Annotated in this window: 24 protein-coding genes; 21 read left to right on the plus strand and 3 right to left on the minus strand. The window is 47.4% G+C overall.

What is annotated here, in order from left to right:
• Nucleotides 1-16: 16 nt before the first annotated feature.
• The 4 genes from dnaK to AC1DM9_RS06470 all read left to right on the plus strand — a co-directional run bounded on the left by dnaK (nt 17) and on the right by AC1DM9_RS06470 (nt 3563).
• Nucleotides 17-1849: a molecular chaperone DnaK gene (gene dnaK / locus AC1DM9_RS06455; RefSeq protein ID WP_076266873.1), complete on the plus strand. Its 1833-nt coding sequence runs from the start codon at nt 17-19 to the stop codon at nt 1847-1849.
• A gap of 99 nt (nt 1850-1948) precedes the next feature.
• On the plus strand, nt 1949-3079 hold the full coding sequence (dnaJ, locus tag AC1DM9_RS06460; RefSeq protein ID WP_076266874.1) for a molecular chaperone DnaJ: 1131 nt from the start codon (nt 1949-1951) through the stop codon (nt 3077-3079).
• Nucleotides 3080-3189: 110 nt separating this feature from the next.
• A complete protein-coding gene (locus tag AC1DM9_RS06465; protein ID WP_076266875.1) occupies nt 3190-3357 on the plus strand; it encodes a YfhD family protein in 168 nt (55 codons plus the stop codon).
• Entirely contained in the window at nt 3357-3563 is a 207-nt protein-coding gene (locus tag AC1DM9_RS06470; RefSeq protein ID WP_076266876.1) for a hypothetical protein, read from the plus strand. Before AC1DM9_RS06465 ends, AC1DM9_RS06470 begins: the two co-directional genes overlap by 1 nt.
• Nucleotides 3564-3621: 58 nt before the next feature.
• Here the strand turns inward: AC1DM9_RS06470 and AC1DM9_RS06475 are convergent, their stop codons facing one another.
• Both AC1DM9_RS06475 and AC1DM9_RS06480 read right to left on the minus strand, forming a co-directional pair.
• Complete coding sequence (locus AC1DM9_RS06475; protein ID WP_477579317.1) at nt 3622-4026, minus strand: ATP-binding cassette domain-containing protein; 405 nt, start codon at nt 4024-4026, stop codon at nt 3622-3624.
• Between the two features lie 23 nt (nt 4027-4049).
• Nucleotides 4050-4334, minus strand: coding sequence for a TetR/AcrR family transcriptional regulator (locus tag AC1DM9_RS06480; RefSeq protein WP_441881059.1), 285 nt, complete (start codon nt 4332-4334; stop codon nt 4050-4052).
• Between the two features lie 230 nt (nt 4335-4564).
• Between AC1DM9_RS06480 and prmA the strand changes: the two genes are divergently transcribed.
• From prmA to AC1DM9_RS06505, 5 genes are all read left to right on the plus strand, one after another.
• On the plus strand, nt 4565-5563 hold the full coding sequence (gene prmA / locus AC1DM9_RS06485; protein WP_441881060.1) for a 50S ribosomal protein L11 methyltransferase: 999 nt from the start codon (nt 4565-4567) through the stop codon (nt 5561-5563).
• On the plus strand, nt 5563-6237 hold the full coding sequence (locus tag AC1DM9_RS06490; RefSeq protein WP_076266879.1) for a site-2 protease family protein: 675 nt from the start codon (nt 5563-5565) through the stop codon (nt 6235-6237). The genes prmA and AC1DM9_RS06490 overlap by 1 nt, the downstream gene beginning before the upstream one ends.
• Before the next feature lie 111 nt (nt 6238-6348).
• Entirely contained in the window at nt 6349-7125 is a 777-nt protein-coding gene (locus AC1DM9_RS06495) for an RsmE family RNA methyltransferase (protein ID WP_477579138.1), read from the plus strand.
• A 5-nt stretch (nt 7126-7130) separates the two neighbouring features.
• Nucleotides 7131-8522, plus strand: a complete 1392-nt coding sequence (gene mtaB / locus AC1DM9_RS06500) for a tRNA (N(6)-L-threonylcarbamoyladenosine(37)-C(2))-methylthiotransferase MtaB (protein WP_477511358.1) — start codon at nt 7131-7133, stop codon at nt 8520-8522.
• Between the two features lie 115 nt (nt 8523-8637).
• Nucleotides 8638-9069, plus strand: a complete 432-nt coding sequence (locus AC1DM9_RS06505) for an NUDIX hydrolase (protein WP_076266880.1) — start codon at nt 8638-8640, stop codon at nt 9067-9069.
• Nucleotides 9070-9071: 2 nt separating this feature from the next.
• Here AC1DM9_RS06505 and AC1DM9_RS06510 read toward each other — a convergent pair whose 3' ends face one another.
• Nucleotides 9072-10046, minus strand: a complete 975-nt coding sequence (locus AC1DM9_RS06510; RefSeq protein ID WP_477511359.1) for a Na/Pi cotransporter family protein — start codon at nt 10044-10046, stop codon at nt 9072-9074.
• Between the two features lie 86 nt (nt 10047-10132).
• Between AC1DM9_RS06510 and AC1DM9_RS06515 the strand changes: the two genes are divergently transcribed.
• The 12 genes from AC1DM9_RS06515 to yqfD all read left to right on the plus strand — a co-directional run bounded on the left by AC1DM9_RS06515 (nt 10133) and on the right by yqfD (nt 25592).
• On the plus strand, nt 10133-11563 hold the full coding sequence (locus tag AC1DM9_RS06515; RefSeq protein ID WP_477579141.1) for a class I SAM-dependent rRNA methyltransferase: 1431 nt from the start codon (nt 10133-10135) through the stop codon (nt 11561-11563).
• A gap of 32 nt (nt 11564-11595) precedes the next feature.
• A complete protein-coding gene (gene addB, locus AC1DM9_RS06520) occupies nt 11596-15111 on the plus strand; it encodes a helicase-exonuclease AddAB subunit AddB (protein ID WP_477579143.1) in 3516 nt (1171 codons plus the stop codon).
• A 3-nt stretch (nt 15112-15114) separates the two neighbouring features.
• On the plus strand, nt 15115-18969 hold the full coding sequence (gene addA, locus AC1DM9_RS06525; RefSeq protein ID WP_477579145.1) for a helicase-exonuclease AddAB subunit AddA: 3855 nt from the start codon (nt 15115-15117) through the stop codon (nt 18967-18969).
• 15 nt (nt 18970-18984) lie between these two features.
• The gene (locus AC1DM9_RS06530) at nt 18985-19599 is read left to right on the plus strand and encodes a hypothetical protein (protein ID WP_477511363.1); all 615 of its coding nucleotides are present in this window, start codon (nt 18985-18987) and stop codon (nt 19597-19599) included.
• Between the two features lie 127 nt (nt 19600-19726).
• Nucleotides 19727-20074 carry a histidine triad nucleotide-binding protein gene (locus AC1DM9_RS06535; protein WP_076266885.1) on the plus strand — a complete coding sequence of 116 codons (348 nt, stop codon included), beginning with the start codon at nt 19727-19729 and terminating at the stop codon, nt 20072-20074.
• A gap of 91 nt (nt 20075-20165) precedes the next feature.
• Entirely contained in the window at nt 20166-20339 is a 174-nt protein-coding gene (rpsU, locus tag AC1DM9_RS06540) for a 30S ribosomal protein S21 (RefSeq protein WP_005547957.1), read from the plus strand.
• Between the two features lie 15 nt (nt 20340-20354).
• Nucleotides 20355-20798, plus strand: coding sequence for a GatB/YqeY domain-containing protein (locus tag AC1DM9_RS06545; protein WP_076266886.1), 444 nt, complete (start codon nt 20355-20357; stop codon nt 20796-20798).
• A gap of 156 nt (nt 20799-20954) precedes the next feature.
• On the plus strand, nt 20955-22328 hold the full coding sequence (locus tag AC1DM9_RS06550) for an NfeD family protein (protein ID WP_477579319.1): 1374 nt from the start codon (nt 20955-20957) through the stop codon (nt 22326-22328).
• A gap of 33 nt (nt 22329-22361) precedes the next feature.
• Nucleotides 22362-23351 carry a flotillin-like protein FloA gene (gene floA, locus AC1DM9_RS06555; RefSeq protein ID WP_076266888.1) on the plus strand — a complete coding sequence of 330 codons (990 nt, stop codon included), beginning with the start codon at nt 22362-22364 and terminating at the stop codon, nt 23349-23351.
• A 70-nt stretch (nt 23352-23421) separates the two neighbouring features.
• Complete coding sequence (locus tag AC1DM9_RS06560; protein WP_477511366.1) at nt 23422-23916, plus strand: hypothetical protein; 495 nt, start codon at nt 23422-23424, stop codon at nt 23914-23916.
• A gap of 149 nt (nt 23917-24065) precedes the next feature.
• Nucleotides 24066-24344, plus strand: a complete 279-nt coding sequence (gene yqfC / locus AC1DM9_RS06565) for a sporulation protein YqfC (protein WP_076266890.1) — start codon at nt 24066-24068, stop codon at nt 24342-24344.
• A gap of 48 nt (nt 24345-24392) precedes the next feature.
• On the plus strand, nt 24393-25592 hold the full coding sequence (gene yqfD, locus AC1DM9_RS06570) for a sporulation protein YqfD (RefSeq protein ID WP_076266891.1): 1200 nt from the start codon (nt 24393-24395) through the stop codon (nt 25590-25592).
• Nucleotides 25593-25594 lie beyond the last annotated feature (2 nt).

Consider the following 25594-nt stretch of genomic DNA (forward strand, 5'->3'; position numbering starts at 1 on the left):
AGGAGGAACTATAGCTATGAGTAAAGTAATTGGTATTGACCTTGGTACAACAAACTCTTGCGTAGCAGTAATGGAGGGCGGAGAAGCAGTTGTTATTCCTAACCCGGAAGGCAACCGCACAACTCCTTCCGTAGTAGGTTTCAAGAAAGATGGCGAGCGTGTTGTTGGTGAAACAGCAAAACGTCAAGCGATCACAAACCCTGATCGTACAATCAGCTCGATTAAACGCCACATTGGTACGAACCACAAAGAAAAAATTGACGATAAAGATTACACACCACAAGAGATTTCTGCAATCATTTTGCAAAAATTGAAAGCTGATGCTGAAGCTTACTTGGGTCAAACGGTAACGCAAGCCGTTATTACGGTTCCTGCTTATTTCAATGACAGCCAACGTCAAGCGACTAAAGATGCTGGTAAAATTGCTGGTCTTGAAGTTCTTCGTATTGTCAACGAGCCAACAGCTGCAGCACTGGCATACGGCCTTGAGAAAACAGAAGATCAAACGATTCTTGTTTATGACCTTGGCGGCGGTACATTTGACGTTTCCATTCTTGAGCTTGGCGATGGCTTCTTCGAAGTTAAAGCGACAAGCGGCGACAACAAACTAGGCGGAGATGACTTTGACCAAGTTGTCATCGATCACCTTGTTGCTGAATTCAAGAAAGAGCAAGGCATTGATCTTTCCAAAGATAAATCAGCTGTTCAACGTTTGAAAGATGCTGCTGAGAAAGCGAAAAAAGAACTTTCCGGCGTATTGACTTCAGCTATCTCTCTTCCGTTCATTACAATGGTTGACGGCGTTCCTCAGCATTTGGAGCTTAGCCTTACTCGCGCGAAATTTGAAGAGCTTGCAGCTTCCCTTGTAGAGCGTACGCTTGGACCTACTCGTCAAGCGCTTAGCGATGCAGGAATGTCCCCAAGCGATATCGATAAAGTTGTACTCGTGGGCGGATCGACTCGTATTCCAGCGGTACAAGAAGCAGTTAAAAAATTGATCGGCAAAGAACCGCATAAAGGTGTTAACCCGGATGAGGTTGTAGCTCTTGGCGCAGCTGTACAAGCGGGCGTATTGACTGGCGATGTGAAAGACGTTGTATTGCTTGACGTTACTCCATTGTCGCTTGGTATTGAAACAGCTGGCGGCGTGTTCACTAAGATGATCGATCGCAACACTACGATTCCTACAAGCAAATCGCAAGTGTACTCCACATATGCAGACAATCAACCAGGCGTAGAAATTCACGTCTTGCAAGGTGAGCGCTCGATGGCGGCAGGCAACAAAACGCTTGGTCGTTTCACATTGAACGATATTCCTCTTGCACCACGCGGCGTTCCGCAAATCGAAGTTACTTTCGACATCGATGCGAACGGTATCGTAAACGTGTCTGCTCTTGATAAAGGAACAGGCAAGAGCCAAAAAATTACGATTACATCTTCAAGCGGCCTGAGCGATGATGAAATCAACCAAATGATGAAAGACGCTGAGCTTAACGCTGAAGAAGATCGCAAACGTCGCGACCTTGTTGAAGCGAAAAACAGCGCTGACCAATTGGTTTACTCCGTTGACAAAACAATTAAAGATCTTGGCGATAAAGTTGATGCTGCTGAAATCGAAAAAGCTAACGCTGCAAAAGAGAAAGTAGTTGCAGCACTTGCAACAGACGATCTTGAACAAATCAATGCAGCAGCTGAAGAGCTGACTGAAATCGTTCAACAGCTTTCAGTTAAGCTTTATGAGCAAGCTTCACAAGCAGCTGAAGGTGCTGGCCCAGAAGCTGGCGGCGCTGCAAAAGGCAAAGACAATGTAGTAGACGCTGACTATGAAGTGGTTGACGATAATAAATAAAGTGTAGCGAGCGAGAGGTCAAAGACAGGCGCTACCTGGCTTTGACCTCCTTTCGTGCTTATAGAGGAATCATAGGATATATAGCGGAGGTGAGAACAGGTGGCAAGCAAACGCGATTATTATGAGGTTCTTGGTGTTGGCAAGGATGCTTCAGCAGACGATATTAAAAAATCATACCGTCAGCTAGCACGTCAATATCATCCCGATGTAAATAAAGCTGCAGATGCAGAAACGAAGTTCAAGGAAGTTAAAGAAGCTTACGATGTACTAAGTGACGATGGAAAACGTTCAACGTATGACCGGTTCGGCCATGTTGATCCAAACCAAGGTATGGGCGGCGGAGGCGGCGCTGATTTCGGCGGAGGCTTCGGCGATATTTTCGACATGTTTTTTGGCGGCGGAGGCGGTCGTCGTGATCCGAACGCACCGCAGCGCGGCAATGACCTGCAATATACAATGACAGTTGAGTTTAAGGAAGCGGTATTCGGCAAAGAAACTGAAATTACGATTCCTAGAACAGAAACTTGCGATACCTGTCATGGCGATGGAGCTAAGCCGGGTACGAAGCCGGAGAGCTGTTCGGTTTGTAAGGGCAGCGGACAGCAGGAGGTTGTTCAAAATACGCCATTTGGCCGTATGGTCAACCGTCGTGCTTGTACGAATTGCAGCGGAACAGGCCGCGTAATAAAAGATAAATGTACAACTTGCCATGGCGCGGGTAAAGTGAAGCGTCAACGCAAAATCAACATCCGTATTCCAGCCGGCGTAGATGACGGAGCTCAAATCCGTATGTCTGGCGAGGGTGAGGGCGGTCTTCGCGGCGGTCCTGCGGGCGACTTGTATATTGTTATCCGTGTGAAGCCGCATGAGTTTTTCGAACGTGAAGGCGATGATATTTATTGCGAAGTTCCGCTTACATTCGTGCAAGCAGCTCTTGGCGATGAAATTGAGATTCCTACGTTAACGGAGAAAGTGAAGCTCAAGGTGCCAGCTGGCACACAAACAGGCACTTACTTCAGACTCAAAGGCAAGGGTGTTCCTAAGCTTCGTGGATACGGTCAAGGCGATCAGCATGTGAAGGTTACTATCGTAACACCAACGAGCTTGACGGATGATCAGAAGGACCTGCTTCGTCAGTTTGGCGGGCTAAGCGGCGATTCCGTATCGAATGATCAAGAACATCATGAATCTATATTCGAAAAAATGAAAAAGGCGTTCCGCGGTGAATAACCCGGCACGTCTTTTTTTCTTCCCACGGCTGTATAGAATGGGGTGGATTAACATACTCTATTCGGGTAGGAAAACCATACATCAACACACAACCGGAGGGAACTAATACGATGACAAACAATAACAACAACAATAACAGCTTGGAGAAAACAAACTTTGGCAACCTGCCTGTAGGCGAAAACGAAGATGTGGAATTTTCTGAAGAGCTTGCTGACGAAGCAGATCGCAAAGCTGCTCAGCGTGCAGCTGCAGCTGATGAGCGCAACGAGCAGGCATAATGAGCCATATTGAAATCCAAGCGACCTTCGAGGGTGAGGGTGCTGCTCAGGAGACGATGCGGAAGCTTCAAGCGCTGCGTGCAATTGAAGTGAACGGGTTGCTTGACAGCGGATTGCTGACGGCAACCATAGATGATGAAGTCGCCGAACGCGCGCTTCATCTTATTAAACAAATGGGCGGCAACGCAAATACAATTATTACTTAAACATAAAAAGGGACTGCGGGCTAGTATAGCCTTCAGTCCCTTTTATTCGTTTGAACCATTAAATATGAGCTGCTACTAGAAGCTCCAGCTGTGCAGGGCGCAGCGATTGGACGAGAATGTCACGCCATTCGCTGTACTTGCTATGCTTTCGAACCGCAGTGAATGGTTCAGCTCGTTTCGTTAGCGGATTTGCCAAATCCAGCTCAATTCTGCCAGGAGCGCCTTGCATCGTTATGATTCTTGTGCCAAGCAGCAAAGCTTCGTCAACATCATGGGTAATGAAAATGATCGTTTTTCCCGTTTCGAGTGCGATTTGTCGGATTAAATATTGAAGTGATTCACGTGTTATGGCATCGAGTGAAGCAAACGGTTCATCCATCAAAATGATTTGCGGATTCGTCGCTAATGTGCGTGCAATTGCGGTACGCTGCTTCATTCCGCCGGATAGTTGAAATGGAAGCAGGGAAGAATGTGCGGTTAATCCTACTACAAGAACAGCTTATCATAGGGCGGAACCGGCATTTGCTGCGCCTGCTCAACGAACTCTCTGTATTCTTTTTGGCCGCTTTCTAACAGCGCTTGGAATATGTCCTCTTTTGAGCGAAAATATTTATAAACGTTGCCAACGCTAATGCCGGCCGTTGCAGCAATATCAGCTATCTTGGTTGCTGGCAATCCTCGCCGCGCTATAACATGCATCGCTGCTTCTAGTATTTGGCGCTGCCGCTCATCACGCAGCTTCTGATCTTTTTCAATATTTCTAGGTGACATAATTGCAGTAAACCTCCCGACGATAAAAAGCTTGCTGGAATTGTAATTATCCTCTTCCAGATTCCGTAACGATTGTAGCATAAATACAGCAGTCGGTCTCTTGTGTCATTTTTTTGTGCAAAGGCACTACTCTGGTGTACAATAGATGTTAGGTTTTTAAAGCGAAACGTTTGTCTAGTCGACCGCGGTCGGCGATAGCCGTTTACGATTGGCATTGGAGGATATTACATATGAAATGGTTTGAACTTACAATTTCAACAACTGAAGAGGCGCAAGAGATGATATCCAACTTTTTGCATGAGATGGGAGCAGGAGGCGTATCCATTGAAGAATCGGGTACACTCAGCAAACAGCGTGATACATCATTTGGACAATGGTACGAAACGCCGCTTAACGATATTCCAGAAGGCCAAGCGATCATCAAGGGCTATTTTGGAGAAGACACCGATACCGATGCGCTAGTTGCAGCGATTAGACCTCGTGTCGAAGAGCTTCGTGAATTTGATATTGATCCCGGAACTGTAGAATATATCGTTGCAACTGTAGATGATGAGGATTGGGCGACTGCATGGAAGCAATATTTCAAGCCGATTCGCATTTCAGATAAGTTAACGATTAAACCAACTTGGGAAGAGTATGAAGCAGGTCCGGATGAGCGCATAATCGAGCTGGATCCAGGAATGGCTTTTGGAACAGGGACACACCCTACGACCTCATTGTGTCTGCAAACGCTTGAGACTGTCATTCGCGGCGGAGAAGAAGTCATTGATGTCGGCACAGGATCGGGAATACTCGCTATTGGAGCTTGTCTGCTTGGCGCGAAGAGCGTGCTTGCTGTTGACCTTGATCCCGTTGCTGTTTCCAGTGCCAAAGAGAACGTGTCGCTAAACAATCTTTCGGAGAAAGTTGAAGTGCGGCTTAGCGATTTGCTTGGTGTAATTAAGGAAGAATCTGCTGGAGGAGAACAAGCAGCTGCGAATGGCGCTTTCAGAGTTACCGTGCCCGTAGATCTTGTTGTTGCTAATATTTTGGCAGAAATCATCCTGATGTTTGTGGACGATGTATTTGCGGCATTAAAACCAAACGGAATTTATATTGCTTCCGGCATTTACAAAAATAAAGAAACCGATGTAGAAGAAGGATTAATTCGTCATGGATTTGAAATTATTGAAAAGCGCCGCGATGAGGATTGGATCGCAATCGTAGCGAGAAAGCCACAGGTGATTTAATGGACTTGCAAAGCTTTTTGCGATTTCCGCTGGAGGATTTGCCATTTATCGTATTGGCTTTAATTATTGCTTTTACCGTGCATGAGTTCGCTCATGCTTACAGCGCTTATAAATTTGGTGATGATACTGCTTATAATGCTGGACGTGTAACCCTAAACCCGCGTGTGCATCTGGATGTACTAGGGACGCTGTTGATTCTCATTGCCGGATTTGGATGGGCGAAGCCCGTACCGGTAAATCCAAGCAAATTCAAAAGTCCGAGAATGATGAGCATTGTAGTGACCGCAGTAGGACCGTTAAGCAATTTGCTCATGGGTACGATAAGCATTTTTATTTATGTTGCGATTTTGGCTTCAGATATTTTAAGCGGAGCATCTGTCGGTGTGGATGCAGCTGTACATCGATTTTTTGATTATTTTATTTGGTATAATTATTTGTTGTTTATTTTTAACCTTATTCCGCTTCCTCCGCTTGACGGCTACCGGATCATCGCAGATCTGTTGCCGCTAAAGCTTCGTTACAAAATGGATCAAAATGTGCAGTGGGGAATGTTTATCTTTTTATTAATCGTATTTATTCCGCCGCTTCGTAAAGTAACACTTGATCCTGTACTTGGGTTAGGCGCAGATCTAATGAACAATACGTTTGCGTGGGTTTACCAGATTTTCTTATAGAGGCTAGGCGGCCGTTCGCAGGCTGCTGGCAACGGTTTCTGATAGATTTAGTGAAGACAAACATGTTATTATGAAGGATGGAATTTGTTTAAGGGTGGTTGGAAAAAGATCATGCAACGATATTTCATAGCGGCGGAGCAATTTAGCGACTCTGAAATCCGCCTAATCGGCGACGATGCGCATCACGCCGCAAGGGTTATGCGCACGAAGCCAGGCGATAAGTTTATTGTAAGCGATGGGGAGTCGCGCACGGCGCTTGTCGCTGTGCTTGAAGCATCTGCAACACTCGTAACAGCAGAAATTGTTGAGATGCTAGGCAATGATAGTGAGCCGAAATGGGCAATAACGCTCGCTCAGAGCTTGCCTAAGGGCGACAAAATGGAGCTTGTGATACAGAAAGGAACAGAGATCGGTGCTTATGCATTTGTTCCCTTTCAGTCCGAGCGCATGGTCGTTCAATATGATGCAAAGAAGGAAGCAAAGCGCATAGAGCGATGGAGTAAAATTGCGAAGGAAGCGGCAGAGCAGGCACATCGCAACCGTGTTCCGGCGATTGAGCCGCTGCATAGCTGGCGTGAGCTCATAAAGTCTATGTCCAATTATGATTTGGTTTTATTTTGTTATGAGCGTGAAGGACATCTTGCCCATGGCAGAGGCGTTCGCACAGCGATTAACGAATGGACCGCACAAGCAGGCGAAGTGAGCTCGCCGAAAGTGCTGCTCATTATTGGTTCTGAGGGCGGCTTCACGGATCGTGAAGCGGACGAGGCAGAAGCAGCTGGTGCTGTGCTGGTTGGACTAGGCAGAAGAATATTACGAACGGAAACAGCGGGCATCGTAGGATTAAGCTGCTTATTATATGAATCCGGTGAAATGGGAGGAGCGTAACAACTATGCCAACAGTCGCATTTTATACGCTGGGCTGCAAAGTAAACTTCTATGATACAGAAGCGATATGGCAGCTATTTAAAAACGAAGGTTATGAACAGGTCGATTTCGAATCGACTGCTGATGTTTACTTAATTAATACATGTACGGTAACCAATACGGGAGACAAGAAGAGCCGTCAAATCATTAGACGCGCTGTTCGACGCAACCCCGATGCTGTCATTGCGGTCACGGGCTGTTACGCTCAGACCTCTCCAGCAGAGATTATGGCTATTGAAGGCGTCGATCTTGTCATCGGGACACAGGACCGGGAGAAAATTATGACGTTCGTGAATCAAATTCACGATGATCGTCAGCCGGTTAACGCCGTCCGCAACATCATGAAGACTCGTGATTTTGAGGAACTGAATGTACCGGACTTCTCGGAGCGGACGCGTGCTTTCTTGAAAATTCAAGAGGGCTGCAACAACTTCTGTACGTTTTGTATTATTCCATGGTCACGCGGTTTATCTCGCAGCCGTGCTTCAGAAAGCGTGCTAGAGCAAGCTAGACAACTCGTTGCATCCGGCTACAAGGAAATTGTGCTGACGGGTATTCACACTGGCGGCTATGGCGATGATATGGAAAATTACAATCTAACAAGTCTGCTATGGGACTTGGACAAGGTAGAGGGACTAGAGCGCATTCGAATTAGTTCGATCGAAGCAAGTCAAATCGACGATGCGATGATTGATGTGTTGAACCGTTCCAGCAAAATGTGCCGCCATCTGCATATTCCACTCCAAGCAGGTGAAGACTCCGTATTAAAGCGGATGCGTCGTAAATATACGACTGCAGAATTCGCAGCAAAAATTAAAAGATTGCATCAGGCAATGCCTGGCGTTGCCATTACAACGGATGTTATTGTCGGTTTCCCAGGAGAAACGGAAGAAATGTTCGAAGAAGGCTTCCGCTTCATGGAAGATTTGAAATTTGCTGAAATGCATGTGTTCCCTTATTCAAAACGCACAGGTACGCCTGCTGCTCGAATGGACGAGCAAGTGGATGAAGAAGTGAAAAATGAGCGCGTGCATAAGCTAATTGATTTGTCTGAGAAAATGCAGCTTGCTTACGCAGAGCAGTACGTTGGCCATGTTCTCGATGTTATCCCAGAGCGCGATTACAAGGGTGCCCCGGGTACTGGGCTTGTTATGGGTTATACGGATAACTATATCCAGGTCGTATTCGACGGCACAGAATCGCTGATCGGCAAGCTTTGCCGAGTGAAAATCACGGAAGCAGGCGTCAACGAATGTCGCGCCAAGCTTGTTCGCGTGATGGAAGATCATCCTGCCGCAGCAAGCAGCATGGAGCAGCACACCTTCGTGCTGGAGCGTCCGGAAGCGATAAGAGCCTAGCTATAGCTTGACAAAATGCGGGGATTCCTTTGCTTATCGATTCCTTATGTGGAAAAGATGGAGGAATCCTTTGCTGCATATACAATTTGTTTAATGCTGCAAGGGGGAAACGGACATGAAGGAAATTTCAGCAGGCGGTGTCGTTTATCGCCGCACCGAGGAAGGAAAGCTGCAAATCCAGCTCATTCAGGATCGTTACGGAAAAGTTTCGCTGCCAAAAGGAAAAATGGAGCCCGGCGAAACGATTGAACAAACCGCTTTGCGTGAAATCGTCGAAGAAACGGGTCTTGAAGGGGTGATCATCGCTCCGATTGATCAAATTAAATATAAATATGAGCATGAAGCCTTCGGGATGGTCGATAAAGAGGTTCATTATTATTTAGTTGAGGCTGTTGGAGGATCTCTGCATGCGCAAGTAGAAGAGATCCGCGGCGTCGATTGGTTTGAACCTGGAGAAGCGTGGAGACGTCAAAAGCAATCCGGATACGATAACAATCATCGCATCGTTGCAGGAGCATTCCAGCTGCTCGGTTTGCAAACGGATTAGTGCTAAGTAACGGGATCAAGGCGCCTAAATGCGGGCAGATAACAAAATGGCAGAGCGATCAATGAGCTTAGAATATTGAAAATTGTTTGCGTATGAGCGATTTGCCCTGCTGCAGACGAGGATATCCATTCCGATATCGTCGCAAGCTCGCCGATGAACGGCATAAACAGCAATGCGCCTCCAGCGTTTAAGATGACATGCGACCATGCCACATACTGCCCGGCCTTAGTCCCGCCTATAGAGGCTAACAATGCTGTCGCACAAGTCCCGATGTTTGCGCCGAGAACGACGGCGATACCAAGTTCAATAGGCATCGCGCCTATAGATACGAAACCCATAATGATACCAATAACGGCTGCGCTGCTATGAACAGCAGCTGTAAGAAGCGCACCCGCTGCGAGCCCCCACCATAAGCTCTCATTTGCTTTTCCAAGAAACCAGCTGAACATGGGACTGTCTTGGACGGCAGAGCCTACGCCTTGCATCATCGTCATCCCAGTAAGGAGCAGAGCGAAGCCGCACAGCACGACAGAGGTCGAACGAACTGCTGGAAGCCAGCGCGCATTCCGAACAGCAGGAAACAGACGTAATTCTCCTAGTAAAGCCGTTGCCAGCCACATTCCGATCGAGAGGATGAGCAAGGGGACGGCAAGTTTATTTAAATTTAGACCGATTAGCTCTGTCGTTATGCAGGTGCCAATATTCGTACCGAGTATTATGCCTAGTGTACGCGGGAATGTAAGCAAGCCGGCATTGACCATTCCAATGGCAATAACCGTTACGGCTGTGCTGCTTTGTAGAAAAGCAGTCGTGACCGTTCCGATTGCTAGTCCGTGAATCGGGGTTGCGGTTGATCGTTTTAGGATTCCGGTCAAATAGGGACCGGCTAATCGATGCAGCGCCAGCTCCATCAGCTTCATGCCGCACATGAAAACAGAAAACCCAAGCAGCATTGGAATGAGTATAGTCTGAACCATGGTTTGGACTCCTTATTATTTATTTCAAGTTTTGATTCGTAAATATACATATGCTGCAAGCAAGACAAGCATGACTAGCAAGTCCAATGAGGGGAAGCGAGATAAACGTGAGCAATCCAAAAATATTTCTTCTAAAAGCAAGGAAAAAGAGGCTGGAGCAAGGACATCCTTGGGTCTATGCGACAGAAATTGATCGTTTGGAAGGCGATGCAGAGCCGGGCGATTTGGTTGATGTTGTTAACCATCAAGGACGTTATTTAGCAACAGGCTATTGGAATCCAAAATCACAAATTACAGTAAGAATCGTTGCACATACGCCAATCGCTGCGATGGATGCAAGCTTTTTCCGTGATCGCCTTCGTCAGTGTCAAGAGCATCGCCGTCGCTTCGTTGCGGATGCCGATTGCCGCTTAGTTTACGGGGAAGCGGATTTTCTTCCTGGGCTTGTTGTTGACCGTTTCAACAATGTGCTGGTGCTTCAGCTTTTGACTCTTGGGATGGATGTAAGAAGAGAAGCGCTGATTGAGGCGTTGATTGACGTATTTCAGCCTGTCGGCATCTATGAGCGCAGTGATGTAGGTGTTCGAGTGCTTGAAGGATTGGAAGAGCGGACGGGCGTGCTTTACGGCGACTGCCCATCCATTATTGAAATTGAGGAAAACGGCTTGAAGCTTGAGGTTGATATTGTTGAAGGCCAGAAAACAGGCTATTTCTTCGATCAACGTGAAAACCGTGCTGCCATTGCTCCGCTTATGAAAGGCTGGGGAGGCCGGAGCGGTATTCATCTCATAGAGCGTGAAGCACTGGAATCAGGCTCTGTTCAAACCGAGGCAAGCGTTGTAAGAAAATCATCTGGTACATCCGATTTAGTGCCGGTGAACGCGAATGGCAAAGTAGTCACTTTTCCTTTCTGGGATGGCGCATCGGTGCTTGAATGTTTTGCCCATACAGGAAGCTTCACACTGCATGCTTGCAAATATGGCGCCAAGAAAGTAACATGCTTGGATGTTTCGGAGCACGCCATCGAAACCGCAAAGCGCAACGTTGAGCGCAACGGGTACTCAGATCGGGTCGAGTTTGTTGTCGCAGACGCTTTCGATTATTTGCGCGTTCAAGTGAAAGGGCTCGACGAGAGAAAACAGCGCGCTCTTGGCGGCGTAGATACGTCTAAGAAGATGGAAGGCGGAGCGGGACGGACCTGGGATGTTGTTATTCTTGATCCGCCGGCATTTGCAAAAACGAAGAGCGCAGTAGCAGGCGCATGCCGCGGCTACAAAGATATCAATTTACAAGGCTTAAAGCTTGTGAATGAGGGCGGATATTTAGTTACGGCAAGCTGCTCGTATCATATGCGTCCTGAGCTGTTTCTGGAAACGATCCAAGAAGCGGCTGTAGATGCAGGCAAGCTTCTTCGTTTGGTTGAATGGCGCGCGGCAGGCAAGGATCATCCTCAGCTGCTCGGCGTGAATGAAGGACATTATTTGAAATTCGCAATATTTGAAGTACGAAGCAAATAATTGATTTAAACGAATAGACGGGAGAGTTGCACATGTCGCTTCGCTTTGTCATCGGGCGTTCGGGAGCCGGAAAAACATCCTATTGCTTGAATGAAATAAGAAAGCAACTGCAAGGTCAACCGGACGGACCGCCGCTCGTCATGCTTGTACCGGAACAGGCTACTTTTCAAACCGAATATGCGCTGCTGCAGAGCAGTGAATTAAACGGGACGATCAGGGCACAGGCGCTTAGCTTTCGGCGCCTTGCCTTTCGGGTCATGCAGGAGACGGGCGGAACGGCGCTCGTTCCGATTAACGATACGGGGAAGCATATGCTTCTCTACAAGATCGTACATCGGCTAGGAAAGCAGCTTGAGCTGTTTCAAAACGGTGCGGAACAGCCTGGATTCATCGATAGGCTTGCAGAGCTTCTAACAGAGTGGAAAAGGTACGGAATAGATTCCGAGCTCTTACAGGACAAGCAGGACGCTTCTAAGGCAGAAGCAGGCCAATCAACATTGCTAAAGCGCAAGCTGCATGATTTGCAGCTCATTTATAGTCAGATGGAGCAGGAACTCGCGGGCATGTATATTGACGCCGAGGATTATTTGCGTTATTTGCAAAATGGTTTTGCTAATGCCTCTGCTATGAACGGCGCGCATATATGGGTGGATGGATTTTATGGATTTACGCCAACGGAGTACGAAGCGCTAGGAACGTTGATCGGTTCATCCGCTCAGGTGACGGTCACACTTACACTAAACAGAACTTATGGAATAGGCGAGCTGCCGCATGAACTGGATCTGTTTCATCCAACAGCAGAAACCTACAATAAGCTGATGGAGCTGGCTGCACAATATGAGGTTGAGGTCGATTCTCCCATATTGCTAGACGAAATTCCTCCTGTTCGGTTTAAAAGCAGTCCAATGCTTGCTCATCTTGAGAAGCATTATAGCGAGAGAATACCGATGCTTATCGCTGACAAAACGATATTGGACGCAGAAGATGCTCGCTGCGGCTTATCGCTGCATGCCGCTGCGAATCGACGTGCCGAGGTTGAGGCCGTTGCACGCGATATCGTTCGCAGAGCACGTAAAGAAGGGCTGCGCTGGCGGGATATTGCGGTTATGGTACGTAATGCAGAGGATTATACCGACTATATCGGACTAGTCTTTGCTGATTACGGCATTCCTTATTTTGTCGATCAGAAGGAGAAGGCCATCCATCATCCATTGGTTGAGTTTATTCGGTCTGCGCTTGAAACCGTCTTGTTTGGCTGGCGATACGATGCGGTGTTCCGCTGCATTAAGACGGAGATGTTGTTCAAGGTTGACGGAAGTTTGCCTAGAGATTGGTTCGATATGCTGGAAAACTATGCGCTCGCTGCAGGGATTGATGGTTGGAAATGGCTTGACAATAAGCGTTGGCATCCGTTAGTTCCTGTTTCGCTTGATGATGACGAGGATATAGAGACCAAAATCAGCGAAAAGGCGCAGCGTGAATTCAAGATTGTACTTGCAGCCAGAGAGGTTGTTGTTCCTCCTCTTCGCCGCTTCTCCGATGCACTGAATAAGGCCGAAAATGTTCAAGGGATGTGCGAGGCTTTATATCGTTTGCTCGATGAATCCGAAGCAGCAGATAAGCTCGAGCGCTGGAGCATTCAAGATACTGGAGCCGGGAAAACACAAAGAGCAAGAAGCCACAAGCAGCTTTGGGACAGTGTCATGCAGCTTTTGGATCAATTAGTTGAACTGGCTGGAAAACAGACCGTAACACCAGAATTGTTCGCCGGCATGATTGAGGCGGGGCTTGACAGCTTGAAGCTTGCTGCGGTACCTCCAGCGCTGGATCAAGTATTGATCGGCAGCATGGACCGAACAAGGTCGGGGCATATACATGTATGTTATGTATTGGGCGCAAATGATGGCATCATGCCTATGCGTGTGAAAGAAGACGGCATTCTTACCGAATCGGAACGGGAACGTTTGGCTGATGATGGAATCGTAATGGCGCCAGGGGTGCGCAGGCGCCTGCTTGATGAGCGATTTATGATCTATAACGCATTGACCACGCCAAGCAAGCATTTATGGCTTAGCTGGGCACAAGCCGACGAGGAAGGGAAAAGCTTGCTGCCTTCGGAGATTGTAAGGCATGTCCGTCAGTTGTTCCCGGGCATAGCCGTTCAAAGTATCGCGGCAGAGCCATCGCCAAGCTTGCCATTGTCCGAGCAAAGAAAGTTCGTATCGCAGCCGCAGCGTACGATGTCCTATTTGATCGGAGCTATTCGGAAATGGCAGCAGGGAGCAGAGATTGCGCCTTTCTGGTGGGATCTATACAATTGGTACGCGGTTCGACCGGAGTGGCAGCAGAAGCTTCAGCTGCTGACAAGCTCCTTAACTTATGAGAACCAAGAGCAGTTCCTTTCTAAGGATACAGCGCGAGAGCTTTATGGAGCGAGGCTGCAAGTTAGCGTATCGCGCATGGAACGGTTCGTATCGTGTCCATTTCAGCATTTTGCCATACACGGCCTAAAGCTGAGGGAAAGAAAGCTTTACCGGCTGGATGCCCCTGATGTTGGTCAATTGTTTCACGCTGCTCTAAGTAAGGTGGCGACGAGCTTTGGAGGACGCTGGGGAAAAACATCGGAAGCGGAGCTTAAGGCGGTCGTCTCGCAAACGGTCGATGATTTGGTTCCTAAGCTGCAATCACAAATCTTGTTAAGCAGCAGTCGTTTTCAATATATCGCTCGCAAGCTGAAGGAAATTGTTGGCCAAGCAGCGCTTATGCTGGGTGAACATGCGCGAAGGGCGCAATTCCATCCCGTAGGCACCGAGGTCGATTTTGGCCCTGATGGGAAGCTGCCGGCACTCCGCATTCCGCTTGAGGCTGGCGGTGAGATAGAGATTATCGGCAGGATCGACCGTGTTGATGCTGCAGAAACGGAGGAAGGTCTGCTGCTGCGTGTGCTTGATTACAAATCGAGTTCGACGCATCTTAGACTTGAAGAAGTTGCCCATGGGCTTTCCCTGCAGATGCTGACTTATTTGGATGTACTGGTTACACATGCATCGGCATGGCTTGGTCGACCTGCTTCTCCGGCCGGTGTACTTTATTTTCATGTGCATAATCCAATTCTGGCGCTGACCAACAGCATTAGCCCTGCTGAAGCAAACGGTCAGCTCTTAAAGCGATTCAAAATGCGTGGACTGGTTACGGCTGATTCGGAAACCGTTAGACTGATGGACGATGAGCTGGACACTGGCTATTCAGAGCTGCTGCCCGTTGCTTTGAAGCGGGATGGAAGCTTTTATAGCAGCTCTTCGGTCGTCTCGAATGAACAATGGGATGTGCTTCGCCATTCTGTTAGAAATACAATCAGCCGAATTGGCAGCTCGATACAGTCGGGTGATGTTTCAATTGAGCCTTATCGTATCGGAACAAAAACACCTTGTCAGTATTGCGATTATAAAGCGGTTTGTCAGTTTGATGCTCAGTTCGACGGAAATGAGTATAGAAAGCTGAGCAAACCTTCTAAGGAACATATATGGCAGCAGCTAGAGGGGGAGTAATGGATGATGCACACTGCAAAGGATTCGCCCAAGCCGGAAAATAGTACATGGACCGATGATCAATGGGATGCAATCGTTACAAGCGGCTCGAACATCCTTGTAGCTGCTGCAGCGGGTTCTGGTAAAACAGCCGTTCTCGTTGAGCGAATCATCCGTAAAATATCAGCGAACGCCGATGTTGACCGTCTGCTCGTTGCAACCTTTACGAAGGCGGCTGCAGCGGAAATGAAGGATAGGATTCGAAACGCTTTAGAGCTTGAATTGGAAAAGCAACCCGATTCGGAGCATTTGCGAAGGCAACTTGCCCTAATGAATAGAGCATCGATTACGACACTACACTCATTTTGTATGGACGTCATTAGGCGTTACTATCCGTTAATCGGGCTTGATCCTGGCTTTCGTATTGCAAACGAGACCGAAAGCGAGCTAATGCGCCTTGACGTTCTCGATCAGCTATTTGAGCAAAAGTATGAAGGGGCTGGCGATAACGGCGCTTTTCTAAGGCTTGCCGATCGTTATGGCGGTGAGCGCGGCGATGAGCCTTTGTATCGGCTGGTTCAACAATTGTTCGACTTTGCGCAAAGCCATCCATGGCCTGAATATTGGCTTAGGCAAACCGCAGATGCCTTTAATATCGAAGATGTCGCAGCGCTGCAAAACAGTACGTGGGTTGTCAGTTTAATAGGCGATATTGAGATGGCTTTAGAAGGAGCGAGCTCGCTGCTGCACCAAGCCTTAGAGCTAACGCGACAACCTGCTGGCCCAGCACCTTATGCGGCTACCTTTGATGATGATTTGCAAATCATTAGCAGTCTCTCGGAACTGGTACATTCCATGCCCTGGGAAAGTTGGATAGCGCCTTTTCAGTCCATCGAATTCGGCAAGCTGAAGGCGATGCGCGGCGATGAATATGACAAGTCCCTTCAGGAGCAGGCGAAGGAGTTGCGCGATCAAGCGAAGAAGCTGATCACTTCACTTTCTGATGAGTTATTTGGCAGAACTGCGGAGCAGTTTTTGGAAGAGCTTCAGGAGCTTGCTCCACTGATGAAGGCGTTATCCGAGCTCGTTATCGAATTTGGTCAAGGCTATGAAGCGGCTAAACGCGCGAAAGGGATGCTCGATTTTGGTGATTTGGAGCATTATTGCTTACGAATTTTGCGTGATCCGTCTTCTACACCAGAACAAATGCTGCCTTCGATTGCAGCGATTGAATTCCAGCAGCAATTTGATGAAATATTGCTTGATGAATATCAAGATACGAATATGGTGCAGGAAGCAATCGTTTCGTTAATTGAACGGCCAGGTGCTGGCAACCGGTTTATGGTTGGCGATGTTAAGCAAAGCATTTACGGCTTCCGCCTTGCTGAGCCGAAGCTGTTTTTGCAAAAATATAAATCGTATCTGTCTCGTCATGAGATGAACAAGCGATCGGAAACAGATGAGTCCAACGCTCTGCGCATCGATTTGGCGCGCAACTTTCGCAGTCGATCGGAAGTTGTTGATGGCGTGAATGCGGTTTTCCGCGCCATCATGCGCGAGACTGTAGCTGAAATGGATTACGATGAGCGAGCAGAACTCGTATGTGGCGCTACCTACCCAGATCCAGTGCCAGCCGATCGTTGTCAAGTTGAGTTTGCCGTATTGAATAAAGCGGATGCAGATGACGAAGAGACAGCTGATGCCGATAACTCAGAGTCATCAGAGGGACAGGGTGAGGGAGAGCAAGGAGAAAATGGAACGCTCCTCGAATCAGCTTCCGAGCTAAAGGCGGCGCAGTTGGAGGCGCGCTGGATCGCTCAGCAGCTGCAATCTCTTATCGACAGCGGATTCCAGGTTTATGATGGCAAACGGCGTGAGAATCGACCTATGCAATGGCGGGATGTCGTTATCTTGTTAAGAGCGACCCAGCAGTGGGCGCCAATTATCATTGAGGAGCTGCAAGGAAGCGGTATTCCTGCATATGCGGAGCTGAGCAGCGGCTATTTTGAAGCGACGGAAGTCGAGACGATGCTTTCCTTGTTAAGAGTTATCGATAATCCGTATCAGGATATTCCGCTTGCGGCTGCATTGCGATCGCCATTATTTGCATTAAACGGTGAGGAACTTGCAAGAATACGCATCCAATCTGCGAAATCAACGTATTATGATGCGGTTCTTCAAGCAGCAGGCGATTTGTTTATGGATGAGGACACGCGCAGGAAGCTTTCGCTTTTCTTGGACAGCTTGGATCGCTGGCGTGAGGAAGCAAGGCAGGGCTCGCTTGCTAATTTGCTATGGGAAATCTACCGCGAGACCGGGTATTACGATTTTGTAGGCGGCTTGCCGGGAGGGACGCAGCGTCAAGCGAATTTGCGTGCGCTGCATGACCGGGCTCGGCAGTATGAAGCGACCTCGTTCCGCGGTTTGTTTCGATTTCTAAGATTTATCGAACGTATGCGCGATAGCGGCGGCGACTTGGGTACTGCAAGAGCGCTCGGCGAACAAGAGGATGTCGTTCGCATCATGTCCATTCATAAGAGCAAGGGGCTTGAATTTCCGGTTGTATTCGTAGCAGGTCTAGGCAAGCTGTTCAATCAGCAGGATGTGCGAAGTGCGTTCTTGAAACACAAAGAGCTCGGTTTCGGGCCTCGTTTTGTTGATCCTGCTCTTCGCATTAGTTATCCTACACTTCCTTATTTGGCTATCCGAAGAGCCATGCGTAAAGAAATGCTAGCAGAGGAAATGCGTATTTTGTATGTTGCGCTAACCCGGCCAAAGGAAAAAATGTTTCTCGTCGCGACTGTAGCGGATGCCGAAGCCAAGCTTAAGCGATGGCTTTCTTCCGTCGATGCTTCAGGTAAAATGACTGATTTCCGGGTTGCTGCCGCACGCTCATTTATCGATTGGCTAGGTCCGCTAGCGGCTAGGCAAATCAATGACAGTCAGCTGGCTGACTACAATGCTCCGAACTGGCATGCTGGTGTTGTTTCTGCTTCTATATTTGGCACTGAAGCCGCAGCAGCGTCAGAGACGGAGCTGCAGGACCAGGACAAGGAAGATCGGCTTCAAGCGGTTACTTCACTTTCGCTTCTTGAGCATGTAGAAGCAGATGATGAGCTGCGTGAGCGGTTGGAATGGCATTATCCGCATCAAGAAGCTGCGGCACTCGCTGCCAAAACATCGGTTACGGAAATGAAGAGGCTGTATTCGGAGGAGCAGGAGGATGCGGTTCCATTGGACGAGCTGAATCAGCATCAGGCGAATACACATCTTCAAGAAGCTGCAACTGCTCCAGAAGCATCGTATACGTTCCGACTGCGACGTCCAGCCTTTATGGAGGAAAAGTCGCTTACAGCAGCTGAGAAGGGCTCTGTTAATCATTTGCTTATGCAGCTTGTCTCCCTCACAGAGGAAATAGATGAACCGATGCTTAAACAAACGCTTGATCATATGATTGAACGGCGTTTATTAACAGTAAAGCAATCGGAGGCAATCGATTTGCCGAACGTCGCAGCTTTTTTCCGAAGCGAGCTGGGACAGCGGTTGTTAAACGCTGACTGGGTGCGAAGAGAGGTTCCGTTCAGCTGCATGTTCCCTGCTAAACGTGTTTATCCGAATTCAGATCTAGATGAGCCGATATTGATTCAAGGGGTAATAGACTGTTTGTTCGAGGATGCTGCTGGCGTCGTACTGCTCGATTATAAGACGGATCGAATTTATAAGGAGCAATGGGTGGAAGCAGCGGAGCGGCATCGTTTCCAGCTGGAGCTGTATGCCGAAGCAATCGAATCTGTTCTCGGGAGAAAAGTGGATGAGAGCCATGTCTTTTTCTTTGACGGGGGTCAATCCGTTTACCTTAAGAGAACTAACCAAATCTAAAAGGAGGCTGTGAAGTTGGAACCACAGCAAACGGGCAAACGCTCTATCGCGCTGCCGATAACTCTCGTTATTCTTGTATTCAGCTTAATCGGCAATGTTTTTTTGTACTCGCAATTTTTACAAAATAAACAAGAAAACAATTATGTAAAAGGCCAAAAAATATTTGAAGCAGCGATTGGTTCTAAAGATTATGTAGAAAAAATGCTTCCGCAGCTGGATGCTTTGCTTCAAAGTAAAACTTTAGACGAACGGTATGCCATTGCATTTCTTTCAGGTCAAGCAGCTGCGAGCGGCCATGCTTTGGTGGAATTTACTGCAGAAGCAGCAAGCGTGAATGCAGAGCCGGAAAAAATCAATAAAGAGCTTACCTCAGCCTATGTAACTGATGTCGTTAAAGGCTTGCAAACGATTGGTCACTATGATGGTGCTCTGAACGAAACCGATGCAGCGTACATTCAGGGATTAAAAAGTGCGTTTGAAACCATATCAGGTATTATGAGTGGTTTTAATGCAAATATCGGGGAGAGCCGCATTGCAATTATTCGATTGTCCAGCGGGCTTGAATGGGCTCAGCTTGTTGAACAGATGCAGGCTGTTATGAAGGAAAAATCAGCTGAGATTTCGAAGTAGCAGCATGGATTCTGTCGTTTTTTTGGAAGGGTGCCTTCGAAGTTTTTGCGGGTTATCTTTAATGATTGGACGAGCGGCTAAAATTTCGGTATGATATGGTAAGGAAAGCGAATAGGGGGTGAAACCTATGGACTGTATTTTCTGTAAATTAATCGAGGGTGCAATACCTTCGAAGAAGGTATTTGAGAATGACAGAATTCTCGCATTCCACGATATACAGCCAGCTGCTCCTGTACATATTCTTATCATTCCTAAGAAGCATATCGCAACGATGAATGATGTTACCGATGAAGATGACGAGGTCATAGCCGAGATGTTCGCGGTAGCTCGTCAAATCGCAAAGGAACAAGGAATTGCGGAGTCAGGCTATCGACTGGTCAACAATGTTAATGCCGACGGAGGACAGCTTGTTTATCATCTGCATATCCATGTATTGGGGGGAACGAAACTTTCTTCTCGGGTTGTAGATATCTAAAGTTGACACTGCCTTTTGGTTTGACATATAATGAAATTTGATAAACCGTGTTATAGCTCTGGACGGTCTGTTTCGGAGGGAGGGAAAACTGGTGTCTGAAACTAAAGTTCGCAAAAACGAAACTATTGATGCTGCGCTTCGCCGCTTTAAACGTTCCATCGCTAAAGATGGTGTTCTAGCTGAGGTGAAAAAACGCAAGCATTATGAAAAGCCAAGTGTAAAGCGCAAGAAGAAGTCTGAGGCTGCGCGCAAGAGAAAGTTTTAGGAGGATCCTTCCATAATGAACCTGAGCGAAAGATTGACCGATGATATGAAGCAAGCCATGAAGAATCAGGACAAGTTTAAACTTTCCGTTATTCGTATGATGCGCGCGTCAGTGAAAAACTTGGAAATCGATCTCAAGCGTCCATTGGACGATAACGAAGTGCTTGATATATTGAGTCGCGAAATCAAACAACGTAAAGATTCCCTCCAAGAATTTAAAAAAGCCAGCCGCGATGATTTAGTAGCGGGTCTTGTGGTCGAAATTGAAATTATTAGTCAATACCTTCCCGAACAGCTGACTGAAGAAGAGATTCAAGAGATAGTAACGCAGACCATCCATGAACTCGGTGCTTCTTCCAAAGCCGATATGGGAAAAGTTATGAGTGCCCTTTTGCCTAAAACAAAAGGACGCGCTGACGGTAAACTAGTAAATCAGCTCGTTCAGCAACATCTCAACTAACTAAACATACGGACTCACAAAACACCCCTTAACGGGGGTGTTTTTTTGTACGTTTCAAGTGTAAATGGTATGATATGGAGAAGGCTGCCTGAAACGTTTTCATTTGTCAAACGTAGTAGAAAGCAAACACGAAAAAAAGGAGGAACCTTCTTGCACATGAATCGATGGCGAAGAAGTATGTCCGCCACTCCAATCGCATTGATCGCAGCGGTGTTAATGGTGACGCTTGCAGCATTATTTGGTTCACCGGGGGGGAAAGCAAAGGCAGCAAATGAAGTTGGCCCAGCAGTGTATGTGATTCCCGTCAAACAAACGGTGGAATCGGGGCTTCAATCCTTTTTGGAGAGAGCCTTTAAAGAAGCTGAGGAAGCAAAAGCTGAGCATGTGATTCTCGTTATTAATACGCTTGGCGGCAAAGTCGTAAACGCAGAGGAAATTGGTCATCTTATAAGGGAGAGCGCCATTCCTACTACGGCTTTTGTTGAGGGGAAAGCCGTATCAGCAGGCACTTATATTGCTTTAAATGCTGATAATATCATCATGCAGCCGGGCAGTACGATTGGTGCAGCTGCTGTAGTGGATGGCTCAGGGACATTAGAGGATAATCCCAAAACGATTTCCTATTGGACCTCTGAAATGAGTGAGTCAGCAGGATTGCAGGGTCGCGACAAGAGTATCGCTGTCGCTATGGCGGATCCGAATGCAATGGTGGAGCTGAAAGACAAGCTTGGCAGAGATAAGCTGAAGGGAGAAATTCTTACCCTGTCAGCAAGTGAAGCTGAGAAAGTCGGATACTCTGAGCATACAGCAGCAAACGTTGATGAAGCAGTCAAATGGCTGGGCTTGGAAGGCAGAACACAAATTGAGGTTGTTCCGTCACTTGCGGAAAATGTAGCTAGATGGCTGCTCAATCCAATCGTTATGACGATTTTGCTCATACTTGGCATTGCTGGTATCGTTATTGAAATGATCATTCCAGGCTTTGGAGTACCGGGCGTTGTTGGAATATTATCGTTTGCCCTTTATTTCTTTGGCCACTATGTTGCTGGATTTGCCGGTATGGAGTCGGTCGTGCTGTTCGTAATTGGAATAGCCTTGCTCATAATCGAGGTGTTTGTACCAAGCTTTGGGATTTTGGGCTTGCTCGGCAGTGCTGCGTTGGTAGCAGGAGTCGTTACCGCAGCTTCAGACCCAATGACGGCTTTCATATCGATCGTCATTGCGTTAGTTGTAGCCACCATTCTAATCGTTATTTTTATTAGAATGAACAAATCCAGAGGTATTTGGAACAAATTTATATTGCGCGAGAAGCTGACAACGGAGCAAGGTTTTGTTTCTGCGGATATAAAGGATTCACTGCTCGGATTGCAAGGGACAACAATTACTCCGCTGAGACCGGCAGGAACAATTGTTATTAATGACAAGCGAATTGATGTCGTTACCTCTGGTGAGTTTATCGATACGAACCGAACGGTGACCGTCATTAAAGCGGAAGGTACTTGGGTCGTTGTCAAAGAAGTAACAAAATAGAGAAAACGAATATACAAATGGAGGTTGGAACAAATGGATCCTATCGTATCTTTTTTAATTTTGGCTGTCGTTGTTATTATCGTACTGTCCGTATTCTTAAGCTTTTTCCCGATTATGCTGTGGGTATCTGCATTAGCATCGGGCGTTAGAGTTGGAATTATTACGCTCGTTGCCATGCGTCTTCGCCGCGTCGTACCAAGCAGAATCGTCAACCCGTTAATTAAGGCAACAAAAGCAGGGCTGGGACTTAACATAAACCAGCTTGAGAGTCACTTCTTGGCAGGCGGTAACGTCGATCGGGTTGTCAATGCGTTGATTGCAGCGCAACGTGCGAACATTCCACTTATATTCGAACGCGCGGCGGCTATCGATTTGGCTGGTCGTGATGTACTACAAGCCGTACAAATGAGCGTTAATCCGCGCGTTATTGAAACACCAATCGTAGCTGCGGTTGCGAAGGATGGTATTGAAGTGAAAGTAAAAGCTCGTGTTACAGTTCGTGCCAACATTGAACGCCTAGTCGGTGGTGCTGGTGAAGAAACTATCATTGCTCGTGTTGGTGAAGGGATTGTAACGACTGTAGGTTCTGCTGGCTCACATAAAGACGTTTTGGAAAATCCGGACATGATCTCTCGCACTGTGCTTGGCAAAGGGCTTGACGCAGGTACAGCGTTTGAAATATTGTCAATCGATATCGCGGACGTTGATGTAGGCAAAAACATTGGTGCACATCTTCAAACGGAACAAGCGGAAGCGGACAAAAAAATCGCTCAAGCAAAAGCCGAGGAGCGCCGTGCGATGGCCGTTGCTCACGAACAGGAAATGAAAGCAAAAGTCGTTGAGATGGAAGCGCGCGTAGTAGAGTCGGAATCACAAGTTCCACTTGCCATGGCTGAAGCGCTTAGAAGCGGGAAAATTGGCGTTATGGACTATATGAACTTGAAAAACATCGAAGCGGATACCCATATGCGCAGCTCTATCGGCAAGCAGGACAGTTCTACGGACATTAAAGACGGCCGATAAAGTCGATGGCTCAGTTATTTGGTCGGATCAAGTAGGATCAACGTAACTGAGCCTTGGAGGTGAAGGCAAGTTGAAGATTATAGAATTTCTGATGAATAACATATTTATCGTTGTCGTTATATTGGGTGCGCTGGCTTCGATATTCGGCAAATCCGGCGCGAAGAAGAAGCCTGGTCAAATGCCTGACTTTGGCGGCGGAGGGCTGCCGCGTTCATTGTTCCCGCAGTCCGGAGAACAGGAGCGAGAGGTAGAGCGCCCGCAACCGCAACCGCCGCAGGCAGCTGGAGGAACGGTTTATCGCTCTGTAACTGACGTTGAGCGTTCTTCTGATATGAATTCGACACGTTCTAGCAGAGAGAGCGCAGAAGCGCCGCAAACAGCTTCTCTGCAGCGCGCGCTTCAAAGAGCAGCAGCTAACAAAGAAACAGCACAGGTTGCAGCACAGCGCAATTATGGAAGCCAGAGCATCAACACAGCATCCATTCGATCCGATGATTTGCGGAAAGCAGTTATTTGGGCCGAAGTATTAGGACCGCCTCGCTCGAAAAAACCTTTTCGAAAATAAATTTAAACCGCCTAAGCGCTGCGCTTAGGCGGTTTTTTTATTTTGGAGCCATAATTATCGAGCGGTTCGCATATTTTGGTACAGTACATGAAAATCGCCATTCCTTTGCTTTACTTTTAGCAAACCTTGAAGGAGGCAAAGAATCGTACATGCGCCACATAAAAAAGAGATTTCGCAAAATGACAGCAGAGCTGCTTGATATGCCGCATGATGTCGTATTTGATTTGCCGCGATTAACAATGATTGGAGACTGCCAATTATATATCGAGAACCATCGTGGTGTTGTTCATTTCTCTAGTGAGCGATTGAGACTCGCACTAAGCAAAGGCCAGTTGGAGGTTACGGGAAGCTCTCTAGTTATCCGCACCATTTGGACAGAAGAAGTGTTTATTGAGGGACAAATTACGAATATTCAATTGATTCCATGAAATAGATAAGGCGATTTTCTATATTAATAGCTGAGGTAATGGAGGGGAATGGACGTGAGCGGACAAGGTGCAAATTGGTTAAAGGGTATGGTCACCATTCATATTCGGGGGGGACAACCTGAGCAGCTCGTCAACCGAGCGCTGGCTGGCGGCTTGCAGCTGTCTTCCATCAGATGGACAAGCAGCGGCTTGCTTGAATGTGAGCTGTCAATCAGTGATTTTTTTGGCCTTCGTCCGTATTTAAAAGAGACAGGCTGTCGTGTTCATGTTACGAAGCGCAAAGGATTGCCTTTTCTGCTTGTCAAAGCAGAGCGCAGAAAGCTGTTTGCGGCTGGCATCGTGTTGTTTTTTGCGATTATCTTTATGCTGTCCTCGCTCGTATGGAGCATCGAAGTGCAAGGCAATGTCAAGCTGACGGAGGATCAAATAAGGGCTGCTGCCAAAGAGGAAGGCTTATATCCTATGCAGTGGTCTTTCCGTTTAACCGATGCTGATGTGCTGTCCAAGCAGCTTGTTCGCAAGCTTCCAGGCTCAACCTGGGTTGGTGTGGAGAAAAAGGGGACAAAGGTTATTATTCAAGTGGTTGAATCAACGATACCGGATAAGGCTTCCTTGAATACACCTCGACATTTGGTGGCATCTGATGATGCTGTAGTTACCGAAATTATAGCAGAGGCGGGACGGCCCGTCGTTCGAAAAAATACGAAAGTGAAAAAAGACCAAATTTTGATCTCGGGAACGATTGGGGGAGAAATGAATTCGCGCACTGTCGTTGCCAAGGGCAATGTTCGTGGGCTTGTTTGGTACGAATTTGAAATTTCTTCACCGCTTGTTCAACAGGTTAAGGTGTATACTGGAGATAAAGAGACGAAATGGTTTGCAGTCATCGGCTCGAGAGCGCTTCAGCTTAGCGGGTACGGTGATTCTGCTTTCGGAAAATCCGAATCGATTAAGCATGAGGAGAAGGTTTCCTGGCGCAATTGGTCTCTTCCAATTGGTAGAATGAAGGAGACCATAATGGAAACCCGTATGGAAGACCGCACGCTTACCGAAGAAGAAGCGAAGAACGTCGGCATTCTGCAGGCTAAAGCCAAATTGCTGCTTAAAACAGGCAGCGATGCAGTCATCCGCGATGAAATTGTTTTGCATGAAAAGGCGGACAATGGTAAAGTTTATATGAAAGTTCTTTTTGAAGTCGAGCAATCTATCGTTAAGGAAATGCCACTAGTCCATATGCAGGGAGAATGAGG

The organism is Paenibacillus sp. 01T431, from assembly GCF_056398625.1.

Coding starts and splice junctions, on each gene's coding strand:
- dnaK (WP_076266873.1), top strand. CDS start 17: ATGAGTAAAGTAATTGGTATTGACCTTGGTACAACAAACTCTTGCGTA.
- AC1DM9_RS06465 (WP_076266875.1), top strand. CDS start 3,190: ATGACAAACAATAACAACAACAATAACAGCTTGGAGAAAACAAACTTT.
- AC1DM9_RS06470 (WP_076266876.1), top strand. CDS start 3,357: ATGAGCCATATTGAAATCCAAGCGACCTTCGAGGGTGAGGGTGCTGCT.
- AC1DM9_RS06480 (WP_441881059.1), bottom strand. CDS start 4,334: ATGTCACCTAGAAATATTGAAAAAGATCAGAAGCTGCGTGATGAGCGG.
- prmA (WP_441881060.1), top strand. CDS start 4,565: ATGAAATGGTTTGAACTTACAATTTCAACAACTGAAGAGGCGCAAGAG.
- AC1DM9_RS06490 (WP_076266879.1), top strand. CDS start 5,563: ATGGACTTGCAAAGCTTTTTGCGATTTCCGCTGGAGGATTTGCCATTT.
- AC1DM9_RS06495 (WP_477579138.1), top strand. CDS start 6,349: ATGCAACGATATTTCATAGCGGCGGAGCAATTTAGCGACTCTGAAATC.
- mtaB (WP_477511358.1), top strand. CDS start 7,131: ATGCCAACAGTCGCATTTTATACGCTGGGCTGCAAAGTAAACTTCTAT.
- AC1DM9_RS06505 (WP_076266880.1), top strand. CDS start 8,638: ATGAAGGAAATTTCAGCAGGCGGTGTCGTTTATCGCCGCACCGAGGAA.
- AC1DM9_RS06510 (WP_477511359.1), bottom strand. CDS start 10,046: ATGGTTCAGACTATACTCATTCCAATGCTGCTTGGGTTTTCTGTTTTC.
- AC1DM9_RS06515 (WP_477579141.1), top strand. CDS start 10,133: ATGAGGGGAAGCGAGATAAACGTGAGCAATCCAAAAATATTTCTTCTA.
- addB (WP_477579143.1), top strand. CDS start 11,596: ATGTCGCTTCGCTTTGTCATCGGGCGTTCGGGAGCCGGAAAAACATCC.
- addA (WP_477579145.1), top strand. CDS start 15,115: ATGATGCACACTGCAAAGGATTCGCCCAAGCCGGAAAATAGTACATGG.
- AC1DM9_RS06535 (WP_076266885.1), top strand. CDS start 19,727: ATGGACTGTATTTTCTGTAAATTAATCGAGGGTGCAATACCTTCGAAG.
- AC1DM9_RS06545 (WP_076266886.1), top strand. CDS start 20,355: ATGAACCTGAGCGAAAGATTGACCGATGATATGAAGCAAGCCATGAAG.
- AC1DM9_RS06550 (WP_477579319.1), top strand. CDS start 20,955: ATGAATCGATGGCGAAGAAGTATGTCCGCCACTCCAATCGCATTGATC.
- floA (WP_076266888.1), top strand. CDS start 22,362: ATGGATCCTATCGTATCTTTTTTAATTTTGGCTGTCGTTGTTATTATC.
- yqfC (WP_076266890.1), top strand. CDS start 24,066: ATGCGCCACATAAAAAAGAGATTTCGCAAAATGACAGCAGAGCTGCTT.
- yqfD (WP_076266891.1), top strand. CDS start 24,393: ATGGACGTGAGCGGACAAGGTGCAAATTGGTTAAAGGGTATGGTCACC.